Origin of the sequence: Rhodococcus sp. SJ-3 (assembly GCF_051918125.1) — a bacterium.
Lineage (GTDB): Bacteria > Actinomycetota > Actinomycetes > Mycobacteriales > Mycobacteriaceae > Rhodococcus.
In genome coordinates, this window is record NZ_CM123306.1 from 2846225 (window position 1) to 2866102 (window position 19878).

Here is a 19878-nt window from a genome sequence, read left to right on the forward strand (position 1 = left end):
GCGTCCACGAAGCGGAAGTGGTCGAAGGAATCGGTGCATGGTCACTTCGCTGAGAGAAACGGCGCAGGCTTCTTCGGCATATACCCGGCCTGATCAGAGGGTGTCAGCCTGACCCCGTCACATCCTGTTCACTTCGGTCTGCCACAACATCGCGACCACACGCCTGCCAGAATGCACTGGTCGCCGCGGATCACGGTTCGGCGCAAGCCACGTAGGCTCAGCCGAGTTGACGGTCGACCAAAGTTTCGATCGTGTCCTCGTATGGATCGAGGTCTCCGAGGTAGTCGAGATCACTATTCGACTGCTCCCTCGGCGTCCCCTGCTCGGAAAGCCATTGAACACGCCAGTCAACTCTGAACATGCCTTCCATCCCGTATGGGATGATCGGACTTTGCAGGTACGCAGCCGCGTGCGCCTGTTGGTGGTGCTTCTGTACCCGCTTCGCGACCTCGTCCTGAATTAGGTGCACGATCGCGTCTCCAAGTTGGGGGAAATCCAGGTCCACCACCTCGCCACCCGACACCTCGGATAAGTCAGCTGTCGCCTTCTCGCCGTTCACGTACACAACTAGGTGGACCTCAAAGGCAGTGTGCCGACCGTCGTTCCTAAACTCAAGCTTGCCAGGGTCGGTCATCTCATACACCCAGTCAACGTCGTGCACCTCCGTCGCGCGTTGCTCCCTGCGACGGGCTATTTCGGTGGCCTCTTCCGCAATGCTCTTCGCCTCCGTCGCAATGACGTTTGACTTGTCGGCGAGATCGTTCGACTGGATAGCCAGATCCCGGGCGTCACCGGCGATCAGCTTCGTCGAATCAGCGGTCTCGACCGCTTCTGCCATGAGCGCCGTGCTCTGCTCGGCTTGCTCTCTCGACGCCCGGGCTTCCAGCTTCGCTTCGCGGGCGCTAGTGACTGCGACCCATGCACCGGCAAGACCGGCTGCACCCCCCAGGAAGCCTCCGACCGCTCCTATCCACGTCAGCGCAGTGTTCAGCCACGGCTCCATCGCTACCCCTGTCCGAAATATACTTTCCTCGGAGGTTATACGGCTCGATGACCGCTCTGTGCCACACCGCAGATGCGTTCGGAACCCGGGCGGTCGGGAGCAGGGGGGTCCATAATCGCCAGCGTGCTCGTTACCCGATCGTTCACGATGTCGGGGCCGGTCTTGGCCCGGTAGTGATCGATCAATGCTCGATTCCTGCTTGGAGGTGCTATGTCGACGACCTTCGGAGACTCGCCATGTACATGCCGATCGCAGGTCCGGTGAGTGCAAGCATCGCCGTGAACACCGTCTGGAACGGTCCGCTGGCCCGTTCCCAAACGTCCGGGGCTGCCCAGATCGGCACGAGGACGTACGCCACGCCCACGACGATGGTCATGACGGAAAGCCCGACAACGAGGTCGAAACCGGGTGCTGCGCGGACGTAGCTTCGTCTGCGAGCGCCAACCTCGCGGTCGACAAGCGAGATACTCATGCCCTGATCATGCCGCAAACCTGACAGGCAGCGATCGATCCTCGGCGGACACTTGGAAGTCCCGACGCTCAGCTCAGGTCGAGCGTCGGCAAGTTGTCGACGATCTTCATCGTCTCAACGCTGACCGTGACGATTCGCTTGACCAGGTCCACGATGTACCGCGGGTCGTCGTGCTCGTCGCACCAGTCGTTCGGGTCGTTCACGATGCCCGACTTAGGGTCGGTCTTGACCTGGTAGCGGTCGATCAGCCACTCGATCGCTGATCTTGAGCCGAGCATGTAGCGGTGGGCCTCGTCAGGGATGCCCGAAAGTGTGATGTGGGCGTTGTAGACCAGTGTGCTCTTGTCGGTCTTCGACTTGAACTTCATCTTGCCGACGCGGTACAGCTCGCGATCGTCGGCACCGACGGTGCTCTTGACGGTCTCCGCTAAGGGGTACGGCTCGACCGACTCGTAGCCGACGTGAAGGACTGCGAGATCACGACCTGCCTGTGCGAACGCCTGGAAGCCCTTCGACGTGGCCACCTTAGGGATACGGGGCAGCATCTTCTTGAGGTCAGCAGCGAACTCCGACCGATACTGAGGCGATTGGAGGACACCGTAGACATAGTGGAAGATGTCATCCTTTGTGACGTCGTCGCCGAATGCCTTCCGATAGGCAGCGAGGATCAAGTCGGTGATGTTGTCGATCTTTCGGTAACCAGAACCGTCGCCCACACTTTCTCCGAAGTCGATTTGGCCGTCCTCAACAGCGACCCCTTCGTAGGTCCAGCGGGGGAAGTACTGTCCGCTGCTGGACCCCCAAAATGACAGGTCGGGGATCAAGTCCGTCATGAGGGCTGAAAACGGCTTATCCGACCCCGCACCTGTGACGTAGAAGCCAGAGTTTCGCTGCTCAGGGGTGGGGAAGATCCGCGGGATCTGGTAGCGCATGGCGTTCATCTGTCCGTCAAAGTAAACCGACTGCTTGCAGAAGGGCCGGTACATGCCCACGCGAGCGGCACCCTGATTGTGGACATAGCGATTACCTCGAACCAGATCCGCCTTCGCATTCCGGTTCCAGCTGATCTTGGTTGGATCGGCATTGATGAACTTCTCAACCTCTGGGTTCAAACCAGATGAGGTGGAAGATTGGTAGCGGTCGACCTCGGCGTTGTATGCGTCGATCATGCGCCTTACGTTGGCGTCGAGGCGATTCCGTGAGTAGTTGTACGCCCAGGCGTCCCTACCTGTCGCGAGACCCAAGGAATACGTTGAAAAAACCGTGATGGGCTTCTGCGCGCCCTTCGGGACCTTCTCCCCGATCGCAACATGGGTTATGAAGGCGGCGCTGCGCTGGTTTATCCAGTCGCCCTCAGCGTTCGGGGTGATCTGCAGCCAGTCGATGTTGGCGATGCCGCCCACCCCGACGAGGTCAAGCTTCTCGTCACGGGTGAGGTAGTCGCCGATGTCCCGGTAACGGATGCGACAGGTGCCGGTGTGGGCGGGGTTTTTAATGGCGATAAGGATAGCGACGGTGTTACGGCTACCGGAGCCGAAGACCTTGCCACCTTCCTTGCGCGATTGCTCGCCGGCGGTGCGTTGGTTGCCTCGCAGGTTGTAAACGTACAGGGTGGAGAACTCGTCGGCGAGCGCGAGTCGAATTCCGTCGGCTGTGTTGCCTTCGATCCAGCCGCCATTCGAAACGTACGCGACGATCCCGGAGTCGCCGACGCGATCAGTGGCCCAGCGGATGGCCCTAACGTAGGAGTCATAGAGGGTCCGCTGGCTGATCGCGGTCGACCGAGCGGCGTACGTCCTTTCGATCGCGCTGTCGAGGGTTGGGTACTTGACATTCGCGTTGTCGTCGTTCGCCGAGTCCTGACCAACCGAGTAGGGCGGGTTGCCGATGATGACCCGGATCGGGGAGGCCTGTTGGCGGAGGATGCGGGCGTTGTTCTGCGGAAACATATCGGCGTCCATGGTGTCGCCGTCCTCGGCGATTTGGAACGTGTCGGTTAGGACGATGCCCTCGAAGGGCTGGTAGCTGCCACCGTGCAACCCATGGAAGGTGGCTTCGATGTTGATCGCGGCGATGTAGTAGGCGAGCAGCAGGATCTCGTTGGCGTGCAGTTCCGAAGTGTACTTGCGGAGCATGTCCTCCGGCCGGATGATGCCGGACTGCAGGAGCCGGGTGATGAACGTGCCGGTGCCGGTGAATGGGTCGAGGATGTGCACGCCCTCGTCTGTCAGAGACTTACCGAACTCCGCCTTCAGTGCGTCGTCTGCGGCGCGGATGATGAAATCCACGATCGGAATTGGGGTGTAGACGATGCCCATTGCGTCGGCGGCCTTCTTGAAGCCGAGGCGGAAGAACTTCTCGTAGAGCTCGACGATGATGCGCTGTTTGCCCTCGGCGTTGTCGATGCCGTCGGCGCGCATGCGGACTGAGGCGTAGAAGCCTTCCAGCTTCTCGGTTTCGGCTTCAAGAGAGGCGTCGTGCAGGGTGTCGACCATGGCTTGCATGACCTTCGAAACCGGGTTGTGGCTGGCGAAGTCATAGTCCTCGAAGAGCGCGTCGAACACTGGCTTGGTGATCAGATGCTGGCAGAGCATCTCGATGGCCTGATCGCGGTGGATCGAGTCGTTGAGGTTGGCTTTGAGCGCGTCCACGAACCGCTCGAACGCCGCGGTGACGTCAGCGTTGGCGCCTTGAAGTAGGGCCCGGATGCGGGTTTCCTGGGCGCGGGCGATGTCGGCGACGTCTTTGGCCCAGTCCTCCCAGTAGGTGCGGGTGCCGACCTTGTCCACGATTTTCGCGTAGATCGCATCGCGCCATTCGTCGATCTCGAACAGGCCGAGCTGTTCGGCTACCGCTGAGACAGCGTCGGGCCCGCTGGCACCGGCTGTGCCACCTTCTGCACCTGTCTCGCTGCCTAGGCCTGCTGCGGTGTCGGCCCAGGCCTCGTCAGCTGGTCCGCTGACGTGCCCGACCAGGATCGACTCGGCGGCCTTTTTCTTGTTGAGCTCGAGCTTGTTGACGGTGGCGTTGAACCGGTCATCGTGGGCTCGCAGTGCCTGCAGGACCTGCCACACGACCTTGAACCGCTTGTTGTCGGCCAGCGCCTCGCTGGGTGCCATTCCGGCCGGCACTCCGACAGGGAGGATGATGTAGCCGTACTCCTTGCCCTCGGCTTTGCGCATGACTCGGCCGACGGATTGCACGACGTCGACGACGGAGTTGCGGGGGTTGAGGAACAGCACCGCGTCCAGGCCCGGCACATCCACACCCTCCGACAGGCATCGGGCGTTCGACAGGATGCGGCACTGGTTCTCCGCGAGCGGGGCTTTGAGCCACTGCAGCCGGTGGTTGCGTTCGAGAGCGTTGTACGTGCCGTCGACGTGCTCGACCTCGCAGCGCAGGATGTCGTCGTCTGCCTCGTCGTAGGCGCCGATGACGGTGTCGAACTTGTCGGCGAGCTTCTTCGACGATTTTATGTCCCGCAGGAACGCCACCGCACGCTGCATCGGCCGAGCGCTGGTACCGAAGCTGGCTCCGTCGGCAGCTTCGCCGGTGCGTTTGGCGAGCCCGTTCCAGCAGCCGACGATCTTGGTGGCGTCGTCGAGATTCAGCTCCTGGTTGTCGTCGGCAAGCTGCCGCTGTAGGGGCCCGGCGATGTACTTCTCGTCGACGGTCAGGACCAGGACCTTGTAGTCGGTGAGCAGGCCGCGTTCGACGGCGTCACCGAAACCGAGGCGGTGGAACTCGGGTCCGTAGAGATCCTCGTCGTCCATCGACGCGAGGACCGCAGCCTTTTCAGTGGCCTTCGTCTTCGTTTCTTCGGCGAACAGGCGCGGTGTGGCGGTCATGTACAGCCGCTTGTAGCCGCGGATGTAGTCCTGGGCGTGGACCTTGACGAAGTTCGACTCGTCGGCGTCGGCGAGGGTGACGCCGGTGGTGCGGTGAGCCTCGTCGCAGATGATCAGGTCGAACTCGTCGAGTCCCTGGTCCTGCGCCTCGGCGATCACGCCGATGGACTGGTAGGTGGAGAACACCACGGTCAGGCCCTTGGCACGTTTGCGGTGCTGCGTCTGCTCGATGAGCGTCGCAGGATCTGTGGTGGCCGGTAACGGCACGTCGTGCGGGTTGATGTCCTCAACGGCCCGGGAGACCTTGGTGTCCGAGCAGACGGCGAACGATCGCAAGTCGAGCTGGCACTGCGCGGTCCACTCCCGCAAGGTCTGGGAGAGCAGCGAGATCGACGGCACGAGGAACAGCACCTTCGCAGCCCCACCGTTCTCCGCTGCGGTGCGTTCGGCGGCCTTGAGCGCGGTGAACGTCTTGCCGGTGCCGCAGGCCATGATCAGCTTGCCGCGGTCATGCTCGGCGAAACCGGCGAAGACCTTGTCGATAGCTTCCTGCTGGTGCGGGCGGGGCTCATGCTTGGGAGCGGGCTTGAGGTCGACGTCGAGGGTGATGTCGGGTCCGACGAAAGCCCAGTCGATCGGGGACTCGGCGATGTCCGCGAGGCCGATGCGTTGGACCGGGATCTGCTGGTTTTCGCAGGCTGCCTCGGCGTGCTTGCCCCACCGGTCGGTGGTGGACACGATCAGTCGATGCCGGAACGGCTTCTGGCCGGAACGCGCCAGGAAAGAGTCGATGTCACCTCGGGCGAGGGTGTGTTCGGGCTCGTAGAACTTGCATTGAATGGCCCAGAGGTCGCCGGTGTCGGCTTCCTGGGCGACCAGGTCGATGCCGGTGTCGACCTTGCCGTCGCGTCCGGGCCAGTCCTTCCACATCCAGACCTGGTCGAACAATCGCCCGTAGACGGGATCGAGGGGCAGGTACTGGGCCATCAGCTTCTCGAACTTCGCGCCCCGCTCGTAGTTGCTCGGGGCCTGGCGGAATGCCTCGAAGACGTCGTGGACGGAAGTCGACACTGCACTGCTCTCTGTCGGTGCCGGGCGGTGTGACCGTGCTCGGCGGGTCGTTACTGCTTGCCGGGTGACGTTACCGAGGCGAAGTAGAGCAGGTGGCAGATGGGCGCTTCTGGGTGCCGGCCGTGTCCGGCATGGAGTCCGACGGGGTGGCTGCGGCTGTAGTCAGCTTGGGAAGCTGATTGGGTGTCGCGGTAGTGACTAGACACCTGTGAAGTGGCTGAGCTGGCGTTGCGGGAGGCTGCGCCAAAATGCGCGCCTACAACCTAAAACGGGAGTTCAGGCTAGGAAAACGTGATCTCGATCTGGTTGCTGTCGGGGTCGACGAGCGTGATGGTGTTGCCCTCGTGCACGGCGTCGTCGATGTAGTCCGCGATGCGGATCGCTCGGATCAGCGCGGCGGTGCGGTGGGTGCCGTTGCGACACGCGATGGCAGTGATGCGGTCGACGTCTTCTTCGGACAGTTCCACGCACACCTTGAGCTTCTTGGACATGGTCATGGCCGATTCCTCATCGGTTCGGCCCCTGTCCCCGCGATCTGGGAGCGTAGGACGTCGAGAACGCCTCGTAGGTCTGCGACGTGCTGGGCACGCTCCTTGGCCAGCTGTTCGGCGTTTTGGCGCGCCGCTGACTCGGCCTCAAGCTTGTCCCATGCGGCGAGTAGCTGGGTCTGGAGGGTCTTCACGTCGTTCGGCAGGTGTCCCGGCTGGGCTTCTACCGCCTGATCCGGCCGCGGTGGAAATCCCGCAGCGATGAGGTCTTGGAGGGTGATCTGCCAGCCTTCTTGGCCCTTGACGGCTTGGGGAAATCTGTTCGCGTTGAGGGCGCGTTGGATTGATGCCCGGCCTACTCCAGCGAGACGGGCCGCGGCAGCTGCCGAGAAGGTGTCCTGCTTCGGATCGGATTCGGTCTTGTCCTCATGTGGTGCTTTCACGAGCGTGATCATGCCCGCCCGCACCTGTTCGGTCACGCCGTGCCGCGGCGGGTCGTCTCACCGGCTCGTTGCTGCGCTCTCGGAGAGCAACCGGTAGACGGTGGCGCGGGACATGTCGAGTAGTTTCGCGATTTCCGGGGCGCTCATGCCCTTGTCGCGGTACTCCCGTGCTTTGGCGGCGTGGGTGGTGTCGAACTTCGGTCGGCGGCCACCGAGTCGGCCGTTCGCTGCTGCCGCGGCAAGTCCAGCCATCGTGCGTTCGCGGATGACGTCGCGCTCAAGCTGGGCGAACGCGGCCATGATCGTGAGCATGGCCCGACCCATGGCGCCCTCAGTCGAGAGGCCCTCGGTGAGCGACCGGAAGGCGATGTCGCGTTCGTGGAGGTCGTCGACGATGGTCAGCACGTGCTGGGTGTTTCGGCCGAGCCGGTCGAGTTTCCAGACCGCGAGGACGTCGCCCGGGCGGAGATGGTCGAGGCAGGCCGCCAGCTGTGGCCGCTCGGTGTTGGAGCCGCTGGCTCCGTGGTCGGTGAAGACGCGGATCGAGCCCGCTGCTTCGAGCGCGTCGTGTTGGAGCTGAGGGTCCTGCTCTGCGGTGCTCACCCGCGCATATCCGATGATCGCCATGTTTGGTGCCCCTGTCTCGCAATCCCGCGTGTCCTTGCCGCGAGACGGTACGGGTTGTGAGACGAGTTTGTGCGACACCTCGGCCGCGTGTTGCTCGAGAACCGTCTCCGGGATTCGTCGAAGGCGGCACTGTCTCGCAAGACGATCGTTTGTGCGACGGATACTTGGTATTGAGCTTCGCTAGGAGGCGAACTTTTATCGCTGACCCGTGTAACGCGCTCGGTCACGGAAGCGAGTAGGAACTGTGAGTGAGTTTGAGGCGAATGGGGGGACGCCAGGGTCCGGCGGTCGGTGGGCAATTCTGATTCTCGCCTACTTGGCGATGGCTGCGGTGCTAGCGAAGTGGATATGCCGTGTCCTTCCACTGGAGCCCGCTGGCCAGAGCGCGCCGGGCTCTGGCGATACAGAGAGTGAAGCGGTCGATCCGTCGGCTGGGGACGAACCGGATATGCCAGCGCTCGAACTCCTACAGGACTTTGTCAAGGCGGCGGCTAACAACCAACTTGAACGAAGCAAAAGTTTCGACCAGCGGGGCGGGGTTCTGCTGGGTTTTGCAGGCATTCTCGTCGGCCTGGTGCTTCGTGACCTTCCAAGCTTAGGAGGATGGGGAATGTGGGGCGGAGGACTAGCAACAGTCGCTGCACTCCTGTCGGCTACGGTGATCCTCCCGAACACGGCCGGGGGACTAAATCCGAGGACCATGCTGGAGGAATACGCGGCAGCGCCCGTAAGAACAGCCAGGTTCCGTGTGCTCTCGACCCTGGCCGACATCTTCGATGTGGAGGAGGCGAGGATCAACCGGAAGGCTCAACGTCTTAGGATCGCTACCCTTATGCTGCCGGTCGCAGGCGCGATACTGGTAATAGGCGCTATCGTGAACATCGAACCTGCTGAGCAGCCCTCGGCAGTGCCGGTAGATCTCGGCGTAGAGGAGGTGCGGGATGTCGAACAAGCAGGTCAGGTCGGCGACCAAGAGTAAGCCACCCCGGCGAGTCGTGCTTCACTCTGACCCCAAGATCGTGGGCAATTACGAAGGCTCGGCACGTTCCACCCGTCGTCTCCGGAACGCCATCCGCAAGCTCCAGAATGCGCGCAGTGAGGTCGCAACTGATGTCAACGAAGCCTGAGCGTTCCGCGCAGTCTAAGGCCAACAAGGAGTCAATGTCGGGGTCCTCGAAGCCAGACGTTCCCAAAGTCAAACTCCAGCCTGACCCCCGGCTCGTGCGGAGCATCATCGCTGATGGTGGACCACGGGACAGTGCGACCTTCCAAGGGTAGGTCTGAGCAGGGGTGGTCACGTCGGTCTTCAGGATCGGAATGAGTCTGTCTTGCAGACAGATTTCGCACCAGCCCGAGCGTGGTTGAGTGCTATCCCGCCGGTTCTTGAGGCTCCTCGAACGCTCCGGTTGACGACGCGGTATCCGTCGTCATCCAGTTCGTCCCGGTTGCGCTTCACAACCGTCAGCACGGTCTCGCAGTCGACATTCGTAGAATGTGGCGGCCATCTCGGTCGTGACATGCGCGTCGTGCGGAATGACGTTGCCTGGATCGGATCCGTTGCGTGATGCAACGACAGAAGCATTCCCGTAACCAGCGGTAACGCTGTAACGGTACGTCCGGACCGGACGACAGCTCGGTGAGCAACCTTCGCAGAACGGACACCGAGTTGAACCCTCCAGCCGGCTGGCATCCTGATCCCGCAGACCCGAACACGGAACGCTACTGGGATGGTCAGCAATGGACCGAGCATTCGCGCCCACGCCAGCACAACCCCGCAGCCTTCATGGCACCCCCGCCCTCTGACGTAGCGACTCAGCCAACCAAGAAGCGACGGAAATGGCCGTGGTTCCTCGCTGGTGTCGTTGTGTTCTTCATCGTCGTAGGTTCCTGCAGTAGCACCGGCGACAGCAGCTCGTCGTCCACTCGGACGACCACCGAGGCTCCGGATCCGGATCGAGAGAACCCAGCAGCGTATGAGTCTCTGTCGGAACGGGACTTCGCTCTGCTGGTGAAGGACCCGGATTCGGCGGAGGGCCGAAAGATCGTGCTGTATGGGGTCGTTACGCAGTTCGACGCTGCGACCGGCACGCGACAGTTCCGGGTCGATACCGGACCGATCCAGCTCGAAAGTGCTTATGTCTACAACCAGAACACGGCGGTCGAGGCTCGGGATGCGGCGCTTGTCGCCGATGTGGTGGAGGACGACGTCGTGAAGATGTACGTCGAGGTCGGGGGCAGCGTCTCTTACGACACCCAGATCGGTGGGCGTACGACGGTGCCCGGCGTGATCGTCAACATGATCGAAATCGTCGGCTGAGCGTGTGACAAGACGACGAAAGCGCCCCGCCCGGGTGAGGGCGGGGCACTTTCAAGGGATGGTTGGTGTCACCTCCCGTTCGTTCGCGAGTAGCCGCGTGCAGCCAGATCGGCCAGCCGCGCCATGCGGGTCATTGCCTCGGGAACGTCCTGGGTGACCATCGTTCCGATGGAGATGCCCTGCAGCCCGACCTGGGATGCCATGTCGTCGATGACCGCGGCCGCTACCTCGCGGCCGTAATGCGCCCACTTGCCCGAGTAGGTCTCTGACCACTCGGCCATGCGTTCTTCCTGGGGCCGCTTGTCCAGCGAGATGCCGGTGGCCTCGAGCAGTGCGTTCTCGAGGTTGAAGCCGTCCCCACCGGGCGCGCCCTGGCCGTTCTGCTCGAATGTCTCCCGAGCTTCGGGAGCCATGTTGAAGAGCGTGTCGGCCTCGGACGTCGACCCGTCCGACTGATGCTGGAACTGGCGAGTGCCCTCGTCACCGACGCGGACAGACCCGTCGAACGTGCCGACCGGACCGGACAACCCCAACGGGTTCTGCCCGGTCAGCGTGCCGATCAGGTCCTGGATGACGTGGAACCCGAACGGCTCGAGGACGTACTCGTCTTCGCCGGTCTTGTTGAGCACCAGGTTCAGCCCCGGAGGCAGGTTGCCGCCGGTGTCACGGTTGAACACGAAGTCCCAGGCGTTCGAGACCGGTTCGGCGATGGCGTCCTTGAGGTCGCGCACGCCGTCGGCGATGACATCGATGACCGAGGCCTTCTCGATGGCGAAGGCCTTGACCGGCTCGATCATCGCGTCGAACGCTGCCGGTGGGACGTTTCGCCACTCGGGCGGGGGTTCACCCACCCCGTCGACGATTTTGTCCCGCAGCGGGCTGATCAGCTTGTCGATGAACCGCCCGACGACCGAACCCTGCTCGGCCGGGGTCGGTCCGCTGCTGGATCCGTCGCCGGGCCCCGGGTCGACGAACGCGCCGTCGACGATCGGCAGGTGGAACTGCCACGGGAACATCGAGTTCGAGGCGCCTCGGGCACCGGCGCCGTAACGCACGCCGACACCGCCGGACGACTCGACGTTGATGTCGGGCAGGCCCTCGACGCCGGTGAGGCTACCGGCGGCGTGACCGCCACCAGCTCCGCCCGGATTGTCGAACACGCCGATCGAGAAGCCCGCGCCGAGTCCGGGCTGGAAGCCCATCGGACCGGGCTGCCCTCCACGGAAACTGCCTGTGTAGAAGTACCGCTGCCACGGGTTCTGGCCGAGGATCGCCGCAGCGATCGACGCCATGAGCCCGGTGCAGTCGAACGAACTGTCGACGCCGGTCGGACCGGCCCACTGGTACGGCTTGCCGTGCTGGGACTGCGCGAAGTCGTGACCGCGCTTGAGTGCGTCCCACGCCGGGTCGTCACGGGTGACCCGCCCGCCGGACTCCATCGCGAACAGGCCCTCGGCGGAGGTCGGTCGACCACCGCGAGCGGAGTTGTTGAAGGAGGTCAGGTTGTCGACACCGGCGGCGCGGGTTGCCGGTTCGGACAGCACGAACTCGCCGGGGGCGAGGACACGCAGTACGCCGTCCTTACCCCAGGTCGTGCCGGGTTCGAGCGGTACGAAGCCGCCGGTTTCCATGCCGGGGATCGAGCCGCCGGAGGCGCCGCCCCCGCTGCCCCACGAGACGTGCGGGACGTCGGTCCAGTCGGGGAGCTTGCCGCCGAGGAATCCGTCGACCTTCGACCACAGTCCGCCGACACCCCAGTTGATCAGGTCGATCATGTGGTTTACGCCGGACGCGAGGTCCTGCAGTAGCCCGTTCCAGGTGTCCGACACGGTGGTACGCAGGTCGGTGAAGAAGTCCTTCACCTTGCCGATGCCCTCGGACAGGCCGGGGAAGTGCTCGTCGATGATCTCGCCGACGCCGTCCTTGATCGCCGTGGGCAGATCACCCCAGGAGGTGACGGCGCCGTTGGTGATCTTGTCGAGGAAGTGATCGGCCAGCCCGCCGAGCCCGTCGGTCTTGAGCGCATCCCAGGCGGGCATGATGTGGTCGTTCCAGCCGCCCCGGACGTCGTCGACCAGCCCGTTCCACGCGTTGGACGCGGTCTCACCGAGTGAGGACAGCGCGCCCGAGCCGATCTCGCCGATCCGCGATCCGATGTCCCCGAACCAGGTCACGACCCCGGACGCCTTGTCGCCGACCGACGCCGAGAACGACTCCCAGCCTTCCTGTGCCGACGACCAGATTTCCGAGACCGGCTTACCGCCGATGGTCATCGGACCGCTGAACATGTCGCCGATCTCGGCGGTCTGGTTGTTGAACCAGTTTCCGGTGCGATTGCCGATGTTCCCGAACCAGTGGGCGACGGTGCCCTCGTTGTTCGGGTTCCACATGCCGCCGTCGTACGAGTCGGTCTCGTTGTTGTAGCCGAGCAACGAGTTGAATCCGCGTGCGGTCTTCCCAAGCCAGCTGTCGGAGTTATCTGCGACATCCCAAATCTGACGAAGCTGCCCAGCCTCCCGAGCCTCGCCGGGGTTGAGCTGCTGGGGAACCAGCGGACCTTGGGTGTCGAGCACACCGTCGCCGTCGGTGTCGATCTTGCCGCGCTCCGACCCGCCGGCCGGTTTGAGCGTCCCGACCAGTGCTGCGCCGATTTCGATGGCGTCAACGATGCCGTCGACGATCGCTTTGACGTCCCGGAAGAACGACTTGATCTCGTCCTGACCTTCGGGGGTTTCCAGGAACGCCGCCCACTCTTCGGTGGTGACTCTGATCGATTCGAGCCAGGAGTCCCCGGTCTCGTCGGAGCCAGCGAAGATGCTGCCCATCATGCTGCCGACGTTCTTGATGATTTCCCAGAACTGATCGAGCACGTCGAGGGCGTTCTGCATGAAATCGTGCAGCTGGGACGTGCCGTCCTCGCCGACCTGCGACATTTCGCGGATCGTGTCGGCCCAGCTGCCGGTGGTGCCGTCGAAGGTCTCCGTGATACCCGGCAGGAAATCCGAGCCGACCACCGCGAGATCGAACAAGACCTGACCGAGGTTGCCGAGCCCGCTCAGGAGCGGACCGAGCGCCGCGGTCGTGTTGTCGAGGATCGAGGCGATACCGGCCTGCTGACCGGGCTCCATCAGCCATTCCATCGCCGACTGCAACTTGGTGTTGAGCACGTCGGCCAGGCCGGTGAAACTCGTCGTCAGCTGCGGCAGGTAGGTCTGGGACAGCGCTTGGAGCTGCGGACCCATGTTCTCGAACAGCGAGTCCTGCACCGCCCAGCGCAGCGTCTTCCACTCGTCGTTGAGGTCGACCATCGTCTCGACGAAGTCGCGAGCGTTCGGAGAGAGCTCATCGAGCGCCTTCTCATACGCCTTGAGCGAGGCCGCAGTGTCGTTCTGCGCCTCGTCGAGCGCCTTGTAGGCCTCGGTGACCTGCCGTGCCGCCTGCTCGTTGGCCCGATTCGCATCACGGTGGGTGCGCTCGAGGTTCTTCGCGGCGTCGATCGCTGCCTGATCGGCCTCGACGACCCGTTCCTTCGCCGCGACGACCTGCTCGGACCCCTCGACTCCGAGCCGGTTCGCTTCCTCGGTTTCCTTGCGCAGGTCACCGTTGCGTTCACGGATCTCGGCGAGCCGCTGCACGGCCTGGTCGTAGTCGATCTGCGCCCCGCGCCGCTCCAGATCAGCGTCGGGACCCGTGAAATCGTTGCGCTGTAGGCGCCGGCGGGCGCGGTCGAGTGCGAGCATCGCCGATCTCTCATCGATCGCTGAGCCCTTGAGCGCGAGGTTCAGATCCTCGATCCGCTCGACCGCGTCCTCACGGGCCCGGTTGAGGTCCTTCTGGGCGCGCACCGAGTTCTCCTGGGCGCGCTGCACGCCCTCCTCGGCGCGTTCGATGGACTCCGCACCGTTCTCGGCCGTGATCGCCGCGTTCTCGTAGGCGTCGGCCACGGACTGCTGTGCCCGCTCGACGGCCTCGGCGGTCGCCTCCTGCTCCTCCGCAGAGTTCTTGAACGCCTCAGATCCGGCAGTGACGGCGTCGGTGACGCCGCCCATGCCGATTTTGATCGTGGCGAAGGTGGCTGCGGCAGCGGCACCCATCGCGGGCAGCAAGGAAATCACCCCGGTTGCCTGCACCAGCTGCCCGATCAGGGGCACCAGCGACACCGCAGCCAAGGCCACCAGAGCGGTCTTCGCGAGTCCGATCACCGACCCGAGCTGCCCGAACATTCCGATCATCAGCGAGAGCGGGTTCATGTTCGGGAAGTTGGGCATCGCGCGCATCTGCGCGGCGAGCATCGCGAGCATCGCCTGCATCGCCAGCAGCGAAGCCATCGCGTTGCCGGTGTCGAGGTCGAATCTCACCCGGATCGGATGCTCGGCCCACATACGGAACATCTGCAGCTCGGCCATCGCGGCGGTGGTATCGAGCTTGAGCTTGACATCGATGGTGCGGTCGGCGGCGCTGAGCAGCCCATTGAGGGAGGTCAGGTCACCGGCCGCATTGCCAATGTCGACATTGACCCGTATGTCGATGGTGCGGTCGGCGAACTGCCGCAGGGCCCCGAGCTGCATGACTGCGTCGGTGGTGTCCGCCCGCACGTCCAGGTCGATGGTGCGGTCGCGGGTGAACGCGTCGAGCTCCGCGGTGGCGGCGGTGGTGTCGAGGTCCACGCGGGCAGTGATCGACTTGTCGGACGAGTTGAGCAGCGCGGTCAGTGCTGCCAGCTCGCCAGCGGCGCCGCCGGTGTCGAGATCGACGTCCAGGCGGATCGGTTGTGCGGCGAACTGCCGCAACGCCCCGAGCTCGCTGACCGCGGCGGTGGTGTCCAGGCGGGTGGTGAGGTTGATGGTGCGATCGAGGTTGGCGAGTTGGGTGGTCAGCTGCGAGCGCAGCAGATCCTCGTCGAGCTTCGCCTCGATCTTGATCGGGGGCAGCTTGCCCATCGTGCGCAGCTGCGTTTCCAGTCGCGACCGGAACTGATGCAGGTTCTCCGGCTCGATCGGCACTCTCAGCGGCTTGTTGAACGCGTCGAGGCGCGTCTCGACCTGCTGAAAGAACGTTCCCCAGGATGGGGTAATCGCGAGCCGAGCGCTTCCAGCGGAGTATGAGTCGGTCAATGGAGCCTCCGTTGCGTGGCCTCACCACGGGGATGCGGCGAGAGGTGGAGCGAAGGGAGGTTCTGGCCTTTGCTGTGGGACATGGCAATTCCGTTCTGCCGCGCCAGGCGGCCATGTGGGTTGTGAGGTAGACACCAGACAGCGCCGGGCTGCAGGTGCGGGCGGAAAGGAGCCCGTACGCCAGGTACGGGTGAATCACCTACCGGCCAGGGACCGGCGGTGACAGTGGGTATGGCAGGACTGGAACCTGTGGCGACCGGCGTATGGGACCGGCGCTCTGCCTCTGAGCTACACCCCTGCATATGCGAAAGGCCCGCCACCCCAGCGGGGAAGTGGGCCTTCGTCCTGCGACTTCTAGTGTTTGCCGACGAGGGAGTGCCACCACTTCGGCGGCCACACCACCGTCTCGGCGTACGTCGGATCAGAGATCATCGCCAACTCGCGGCGCTCGGCGTACGTCTCCATCAAGTCGTCGTACATCTCGGCGACGTACGCGGCAGACCGCTCGGCGATCGGGAACACCCGGTCACCGTCGTGGGGTAGGGGGCGACCCGGTCGGTGAAGCAGCACCGAGTAGCAGCCGGGACAGCCGTCGACGAGGAACACGCCCGGGTACAGCTTGAGCTGCATGGAGGTCAGTGTCAGAGCTGGGCAATGCTAGGTGAGATGGCTTGTTCTGCAATGGAAAGTGTGCATGCTGGCCCAGGAGCCCAGGAGCCCAGGAGCCCAGGAGCCCAGGAGCCCAGGAGCCCAGGAGCCCAGGAGCCCAGGAGCCCAGGAGCCCAGGAGCCTGAGGACTGAAGGGGAAGGGTGGGGTATGAAGCATGAGGGGCTGAGATGTGCACCTGAGACAGCAGAATGCCCCTACCCAGGGGGCAGGGGCATTCTCAGAGACTCAGGATGTCAGGGAAGCCTGCAGAAGCATCAAGGCCAGTGCCCTGGCCTGGTAGGGGTCCAGGCCATCCAGGGTCTGAATGGGCCCTTCCTCCAAGTCAGAGCAGACTGTGATGGTCTGGTTGTCCAGGGGCTGGTAGACCACATCCATGGACTCCCCATCCGCATACTCCAAGCTCAGGATCCTGGAGCCCACAGCATCAAAAGTGTTGACAGGGGAGCCTCCCAGGGCTGCTGCAATGAGCTGCTGTGCCAGTTCAAGGGCAGCATGGGGAGTGAGGTCTGCAAGGCCCTCAGGGAGCTGTGCAGTCAGGGTCACCAGGTGCTCCTCAATGTTGCTGTGCCCCACAGAAATGGGCACTCCAATAGTGGAGGGGATGGAAGGGTTGGCCAGGTCAGCAGTTGGGGCAGAGGTGGAGATAGCAGAAGTCATCATTGCTCCAAGGGAGAAAGGGATGGGAGGAAGCCATCAGCAGAAGTGCTTGGCTACCCACCAAATTACACCCCAATGAACAAATGTCAAGACACCTGTAATTCATAGGTGTGAGAGGCAACCTCACCTCAGGCATGACTTAAAGAGACTCGCCCGCTAGGCTTCTCGCTCTTGCAGGATCGCATCCACCCGAGCCCGACTCAGGCCTGTAGCACGCTGCACATCGACCACTCGAGCACCTTCGTCGATCGCCCTCGCGATCGAACTACGACGCTCCGCGGACGCCCCTGCTGCGCATTCACGCGCCTGCCGGCATCGCTCGGCCGCAGACTCGACGTCCGCCAGCAGGCGGCGCACCCGCACCTGTCGGTCGGCACCGTCGCCTGCAGCCAGGATCTTGTGCACAGCGCCACGGGAAAGCCCTGACGCTGCGACGAGTTGGGCAACGGTGGCGCCACCATCGTGCGCGGTTCGAATCGCCGCGTTCTGACCCTCGACTGCGGCGTCCGTCGCTGCCAAAGCACTTCGTGTCTGGTCGGCAGCAGTCGACACCGCGGCAAGGGAGCCGTCGGCAGTGCGCGACGACGGTCGAACTTCACCCATAGCAACTCCCTGATCTGTCCGCCATATGCCTGAGTCGAAATCGAGACATCGTCCGACTTCGTCAACTCGAAGCATCAGTCCTGGTGTCCACCTACTCGTCCCGGAATCCCCGCAGCGCGAGGACTTCCACCATCGTATCGGGCGCGTTCGGGCATCTCGTGCACGTCTCCGAACTGCCCTCGCCCTTCTAAAGACCCGCGGGCGGGCCTGTACCAACGGCTCGCAACAAGCAACCGGGCCCGCCCGCACCAACCCCCACGAAAAAGCCCCGCCGGAGCAGTAACTCCGCGGGGCACGTACACCCGAGAAGGAGCCTCAGATGTCAGTGCCAGACGTTACCTCAGGATCACCGTTCGACGCGATCCGCCAAACACGCGCGGACGGCAGCGAGTACTGGTCAGCGCGCGACCTCATGCCGATGCTCGGCTACGAGAAGTGGGATCGATTCGCAGACGCAGTAGAGCGCGCGATCATCTCAATGGGCGCGCAGGGTCATAACGCAGATAAGGAAGCTTCCCGGCTCCGGGAACCTTCGGGACGCACGAATCAGATGCGCGAGGACTTCCACCTCTCCCGCTTCGCTTGCTACCTGGTCGCAATGAATGGCGACCCGCGTAAGCCGGAGGTCGCCGCAGCGCAGGCGTACTTCGCGATCCAGACGCGTGTTGCGGAAACTCAGGTAGAGATCCCCGGCCCCACACGCGCTGAACTTGTCACCCGCGCGGACCTCGCCCGCATGGTGCTCGAATCGGAGGAGGAGAAAGCGGTCATCGCCGCCGCTCTCGAATCCGCGGCCCCCGCGATCGCCTACCACGACCGGTACGTCGCGAATGGCGATGCCGCGATCGTGAAGGCCTGGGGTGCGCAGTTCGGCCTCAGCGAGAGGAAGGCGTACGCGCTGCTCGTCGAACGGAAGGTCTGCTACAGGACCCTCATCGGAGAACGGTGGTCGAACAGCAAGCAGTGCAAGGTCGCTGAATACGAGTACCGCGCCTACGCCAAGTACCTCGACTGGTTCGATCTCCGCCCGCAGCACAACGCGCCGCGATACCACAACGGGCAGGTCCGGCAGACGCTCTACGTGCGTCAGATGTTCGCGCTGCAACTCGCCGCGAAGTGCGGACTGTCCAACCAGCTCACGATCGAAGACGGTGCAGCATGAATGAGTACGTGTGGAAGCTCCAAGTCGAATACCCCGAAGACTGCCTCTACCCCGAAGACCATGAGCCGGGTTACCTCGCGGGGAATCAACGTAGCGACTGGAAACCTGCAGGTTGGGTGGCCGATGAAGAGTGGATCGAGCGGTACGGTTCCGAGGATTTCTTCTGGCCGAAGGTGGAACGGATCTATCGGAGTCGTTCCGCGGCCGTCCGGCGTGCACAGCTCCTCGAGAGATACGGCGCTGTGGTGAAACTCCTGCGTTCCGTGCCGCTGACGTTTGAGGAAAAGCCCTTCCCTGGTGTCCTGTCGCGTAAGGCATCGGCATGAGCGACCAGCATCCGATCTGCAAACACTGCGGAATCCCCGTCATCGACCGTGGTAGCGGCTGGGTCCACACGGACGGCCCGCAGCAGGGACTTCACCGGTGCGCGCTCAACCCGTACGGCTACGACGCCGAACCACACGGGGAGGCCTGCGCGCACACGTGCCTTGGCCACGACAAGGGCAAGGCGATGACTCCGGAGGACTTCGGCCGGTCCCGGCACGGCGTGCACATCTACCAGAACGAGGACGGCTACTGGTACGCCTACGGGCATCACAGTGCCCGCCGGTTCGCTGCCGCGATGAATCACGAGGCCCGCGAGTTCGACGGGGACGTCGCTGACATCACCCTCGACATGGTGCGCGCCGAGATGCGGCAGTGCTGGGGAAACAACGTCCGCCGCGACAGCGACGGCATCCGCTGGGACTTCTGCAAACCCGGTGATCCGGGCGCGTTCCCGTTCACGGCGGTTCATCCTTGACGACCGCCACTCTCGTCGTACTGGCGGTGGCCGCGGGCATGACCGCGGTCGCCGCCGGCTACGGCCGCAACAGCGCACTCACCATGGCCCTCGGGGCGTTCGCCGCACTATGGTCAGCCGAGCGGGAAGTTCTCGCGAGCCCGGACTGCCCCGTCACGCAGATGCTGACGCAGCTGCAGTTCCGGCGCGACGTGCTCGACGACCTCCACCGCATCGCGGAGGACCATCACCACCAAGCCCTTCAACGCGAGCGCAGCCGCATACCGATAAGTGACGCCTCCGAGTAAGTCGACGTACTGACGCGTCACACGATCCATCGCGGGCTCGTCGTCACAGACGGCTGCGAGCTCGAAAGCCAACCGCGTCGCAGCACGGTTGACCGTGTCGAAGTCGAGTACACCGTTCGGAATGCCGTCGTCGTCGGTAGTGACAATTTGCTCAGGTAGGGATTTTCGTTTCGGTGACATAGATCGACCTTTCATGTCGAGGTGAGAAAACTTTCATGTCGAGGTGAGAAAAGGAGTGCACTGCAGGCCACGCGGGTCACAGGTCCCAGCGCCCGAGGTGAGTGCTCGGGCAGCTCCGCACCAGACGCGATGCC

General features: G+C 63.6%; 16 protein-coding genes and 1 pseudogene. 6 read left to right on the forward strand and 11 right to left on the reverse strand.

Annotated features, from left to right (window positions below; all coding sequences use genetic code 11):
- Positions 1-217: 217 nt before the first annotated feature.
- The 6 genes from ACTDXD_RS13120 to ACTDXD_RS13145 form a co-directional block, all read right to left on the reverse strand.
- On the reverse strand, positions 218-1003 hold the full coding sequence (locus ACTDXD_RS13120; RefSeq protein ID WP_440127421.1) for a hypothetical protein: 786 nt from the start codon (positions 1001-1003) through the stop codon (positions 218-220).
- A 208-nt stretch (positions 1004-1211) separates the two neighbouring features.
- On the reverse strand, positions 1212-1475 hold the full coding sequence (locus tag ACTDXD_RS13125; RefSeq protein WP_440127422.1) for a hypothetical protein: 264 nt from the start codon (positions 1473-1475) through the stop codon (positions 1212-1214).
- Between the two features lie 68 nt (positions 1476-1543).
- Entirely contained in the window at positions 1544-6394 is a 4851-nt protein-coding gene (locus ACTDXD_RS13130) for a DEAD/DEAH box helicase (RefSeq protein WP_440127423.1), read from the reverse strand.
- Positions 6395-6675: 281 nt separating this feature from the next.
- Positions 6676-6891, reverse strand: coding sequence for a hypothetical protein (locus ACTDXD_RS13135; RefSeq protein ID WP_440127424.1), 216 nt, complete (start codon positions 6889-6891; stop codon positions 6676-6678).
- Positions 6888-7325, reverse strand: coding sequence for a hypothetical protein (locus ACTDXD_RS13140; protein ID WP_440127425.1), 438 nt, complete (start codon positions 7323-7325; stop codon positions 6888-6890). The genes ACTDXD_RS13135 and ACTDXD_RS13140 overlap by 4 nt, the downstream gene beginning before the upstream one ends.
- A 57-nt stretch (positions 7326-7382) precedes the next feature.
- A complete protein-coding gene (locus ACTDXD_RS13145; protein ID WP_440127426.1) occupies positions 7383-7952 on the reverse strand; it encodes a recombinase family protein in 570 nt (189 codons plus the stop codon).
- 244 nt (positions 7953-8196) lie between these two features.
- On the opposite strand from ACTDXD_RS13145, the gene ACTDXD_RS13150 reads away from it, so the two are divergent.
- The 3 genes and pseudogenes from ACTDXD_RS13150 to ACTDXD_RS13160 all read left to right on the forward strand — a co-directional run bounded on the left by ACTDXD_RS13150 (position 8197) and on the right by ACTDXD_RS13160 (position 10269).
- Positions 8197-8931, forward strand: a complete 735-nt coding sequence (locus ACTDXD_RS13150) for a hypothetical protein (RefSeq protein ID WP_440127427.1) — start codon at positions 8197-8199, stop codon at positions 8929-8931.
- Between the two features lie 657 nt (positions 8932-9588).
- Positions 9589-9684, forward strand: a pseudogene (locus ACTDXD_RS13155) (DUF2510 domain-containing protein); the annotation flags it as partial.
- A gap of 276 nt (positions 9685-9960) precedes the next feature.
- Positions 9961-10269: a hypothetical protein gene (locus ACTDXD_RS13160; RefSeq protein WP_440127834.1), complete on the forward strand. Its 309-nt coding sequence runs from the start codon at positions 9961-9963 to the stop codon at positions 10267-10269.
- Between the two features lie 68 nt (positions 10270-10337).
- On the opposite strand, the gene ACTDXD_RS13165 is transcribed toward ACTDXD_RS13160, so the two are convergent.
- The 4 genes from ACTDXD_RS13165 to ACTDXD_RS13180 form a co-directional block, all read right to left on the reverse strand.
- Positions 10338-15383, reverse strand: a complete 5046-nt coding sequence (locus ACTDXD_RS13165; RefSeq protein WP_440127428.1) for a hypothetical protein — start codon at positions 15381-15383, stop codon at positions 10338-10340.
- A 354-nt stretch (positions 15384-15737) separates the two neighbouring features.
- On the reverse strand, positions 15738-16013 hold the full coding sequence (locus tag ACTDXD_RS13170; RefSeq protein ID WP_440127429.1) for a hypothetical protein: 276 nt from the start codon (positions 16011-16013) through the stop codon (positions 15738-15740).
- 265 nt (positions 16014-16278) lie between these two features.
- On the reverse strand, positions 16279-16596 hold the full coding sequence (locus ACTDXD_RS13175) for a hypothetical protein (protein WP_440127430.1): 318 nt from the start codon (positions 16594-16596) through the stop codon (positions 16279-16281).
- Between the two features lie 270 nt (positions 16597-16866).
- Positions 16867-17313, reverse strand: coding sequence for a hypothetical protein (locus tag ACTDXD_RS13180; RefSeq protein ID WP_440127431.1), 447 nt, complete (start codon positions 17311-17313; stop codon positions 16867-16869).
- 319 nt (positions 17314-17632) lie between these two features.
- Between ACTDXD_RS13180 and ACTDXD_RS13185 the strand changes: the two genes are divergently transcribed.
- The 3 genes from ACTDXD_RS13185 to ACTDXD_RS13195 are packed head-to-tail and all read left to right on the forward strand — an operon-like array spanning position 17633 to position 19277.
- Complete coding sequence (locus tag ACTDXD_RS13185; RefSeq protein WP_440127432.1) at positions 17633-18475, forward strand: BRO family protein; 843 nt, start codon at positions 17633-17635, stop codon at positions 18473-18475.
- Positions 18472-18801, forward strand: coding sequence for a hypothetical protein (locus ACTDXD_RS13190; protein WP_440127433.1), 330 nt, complete (start codon positions 18472-18474; stop codon positions 18799-18801). Before ACTDXD_RS13185 ends, ACTDXD_RS13190 begins: the two co-directional genes overlap by 4 nt.
- A complete protein-coding gene (locus tag ACTDXD_RS13195) occupies positions 18798-19277 on the forward strand; it encodes a hypothetical protein (RefSeq protein WP_440127434.1) in 480 nt (159 codons plus the stop codon). Before ACTDXD_RS13190 ends, ACTDXD_RS13195 begins: the two co-directional genes overlap by 4 nt.
- Positions 19278-19390: 113 nt before the next feature.
- Here the strand turns inward: ACTDXD_RS13195 and ACTDXD_RS13200 are convergent, their stop codons facing one another.
- Positions 19391-19744: a hypothetical protein gene (locus ACTDXD_RS13200; RefSeq protein WP_440127435.1), complete on the reverse strand. Its 354-nt coding sequence runs from the start codon at positions 19742-19744 to the stop codon at positions 19391-19393.
- Positions 19745-19878 lie beyond the last annotated feature (134 nt).

Bases quoted from the DNA above. Each gene is read 5' to 3' on its own strand.
- ACTDXD_RS13195 (WP_440127434.1), top strand. From the start codon at position 18,798: ATGAGCGACCAGCATCCGATCTGCAAACACTGCGGAATCCCCGTCATC.
- ACTDXD_RS13190 (WP_440127433.1), top strand. From the start codon at position 18,472: ATGAATGAGTACGTGTGGAAGCTCCAAGTCGAATACCCCGAAGACTGC.
- ACTDXD_RS13120 (WP_440127421.1), bottom strand. From the start codon at position 1,003: ATGGAGCCGTGGCTGAACACTGCGCTGACGTGGATAGGAGCGGTCGGA.
- ACTDXD_RS13200 (WP_440127435.1), bottom strand. From the start codon at position 19,744: ATGTCACCGAAACGAAAATCCCTACCTGAGCAAATTGTCACTACCGAC.
- ACTDXD_RS13170 (WP_440127429.1), bottom strand. From the start codon at position 16,013: ATGCAGCTCAAGCTGTACCCGGGCGTGTTCCTCGTCGACGGCTGTCCC.
- ACTDXD_RS13145 (WP_440127426.1), bottom strand. From the start codon at position 7,952: ATGGCGATCATCGGATATGCGCGGGTGAGCACCGCAGAGCAGGACCCT.
- ACTDXD_RS13125 (WP_440127422.1), bottom strand. From the start codon at position 1,475: ATGAGTATCTCGCTTGTCGACCGCGAGGTTGGCGCTCGCAGACGAAGC.
- ACTDXD_RS13185 (WP_440127432.1), top strand. From the start codon at position 17,633: ATGTCAGTGCCAGACGTTACCTCAGGATCACCGTTCGACGCGATCCGC.
- ACTDXD_RS13135 (WP_440127424.1), bottom strand. From the start codon at position 6,891: ATGACCATGTCCAAGAAGCTCAAGGTGTGCGTGGAACTGTCCGAAGAA.
- ACTDXD_RS13180 (WP_440127431.1), bottom strand. From the start codon at position 17,313: ATGGGTGAAGTTCGACCGTCGTCGCGCACTGCCGACGGCTCCCTTGCC.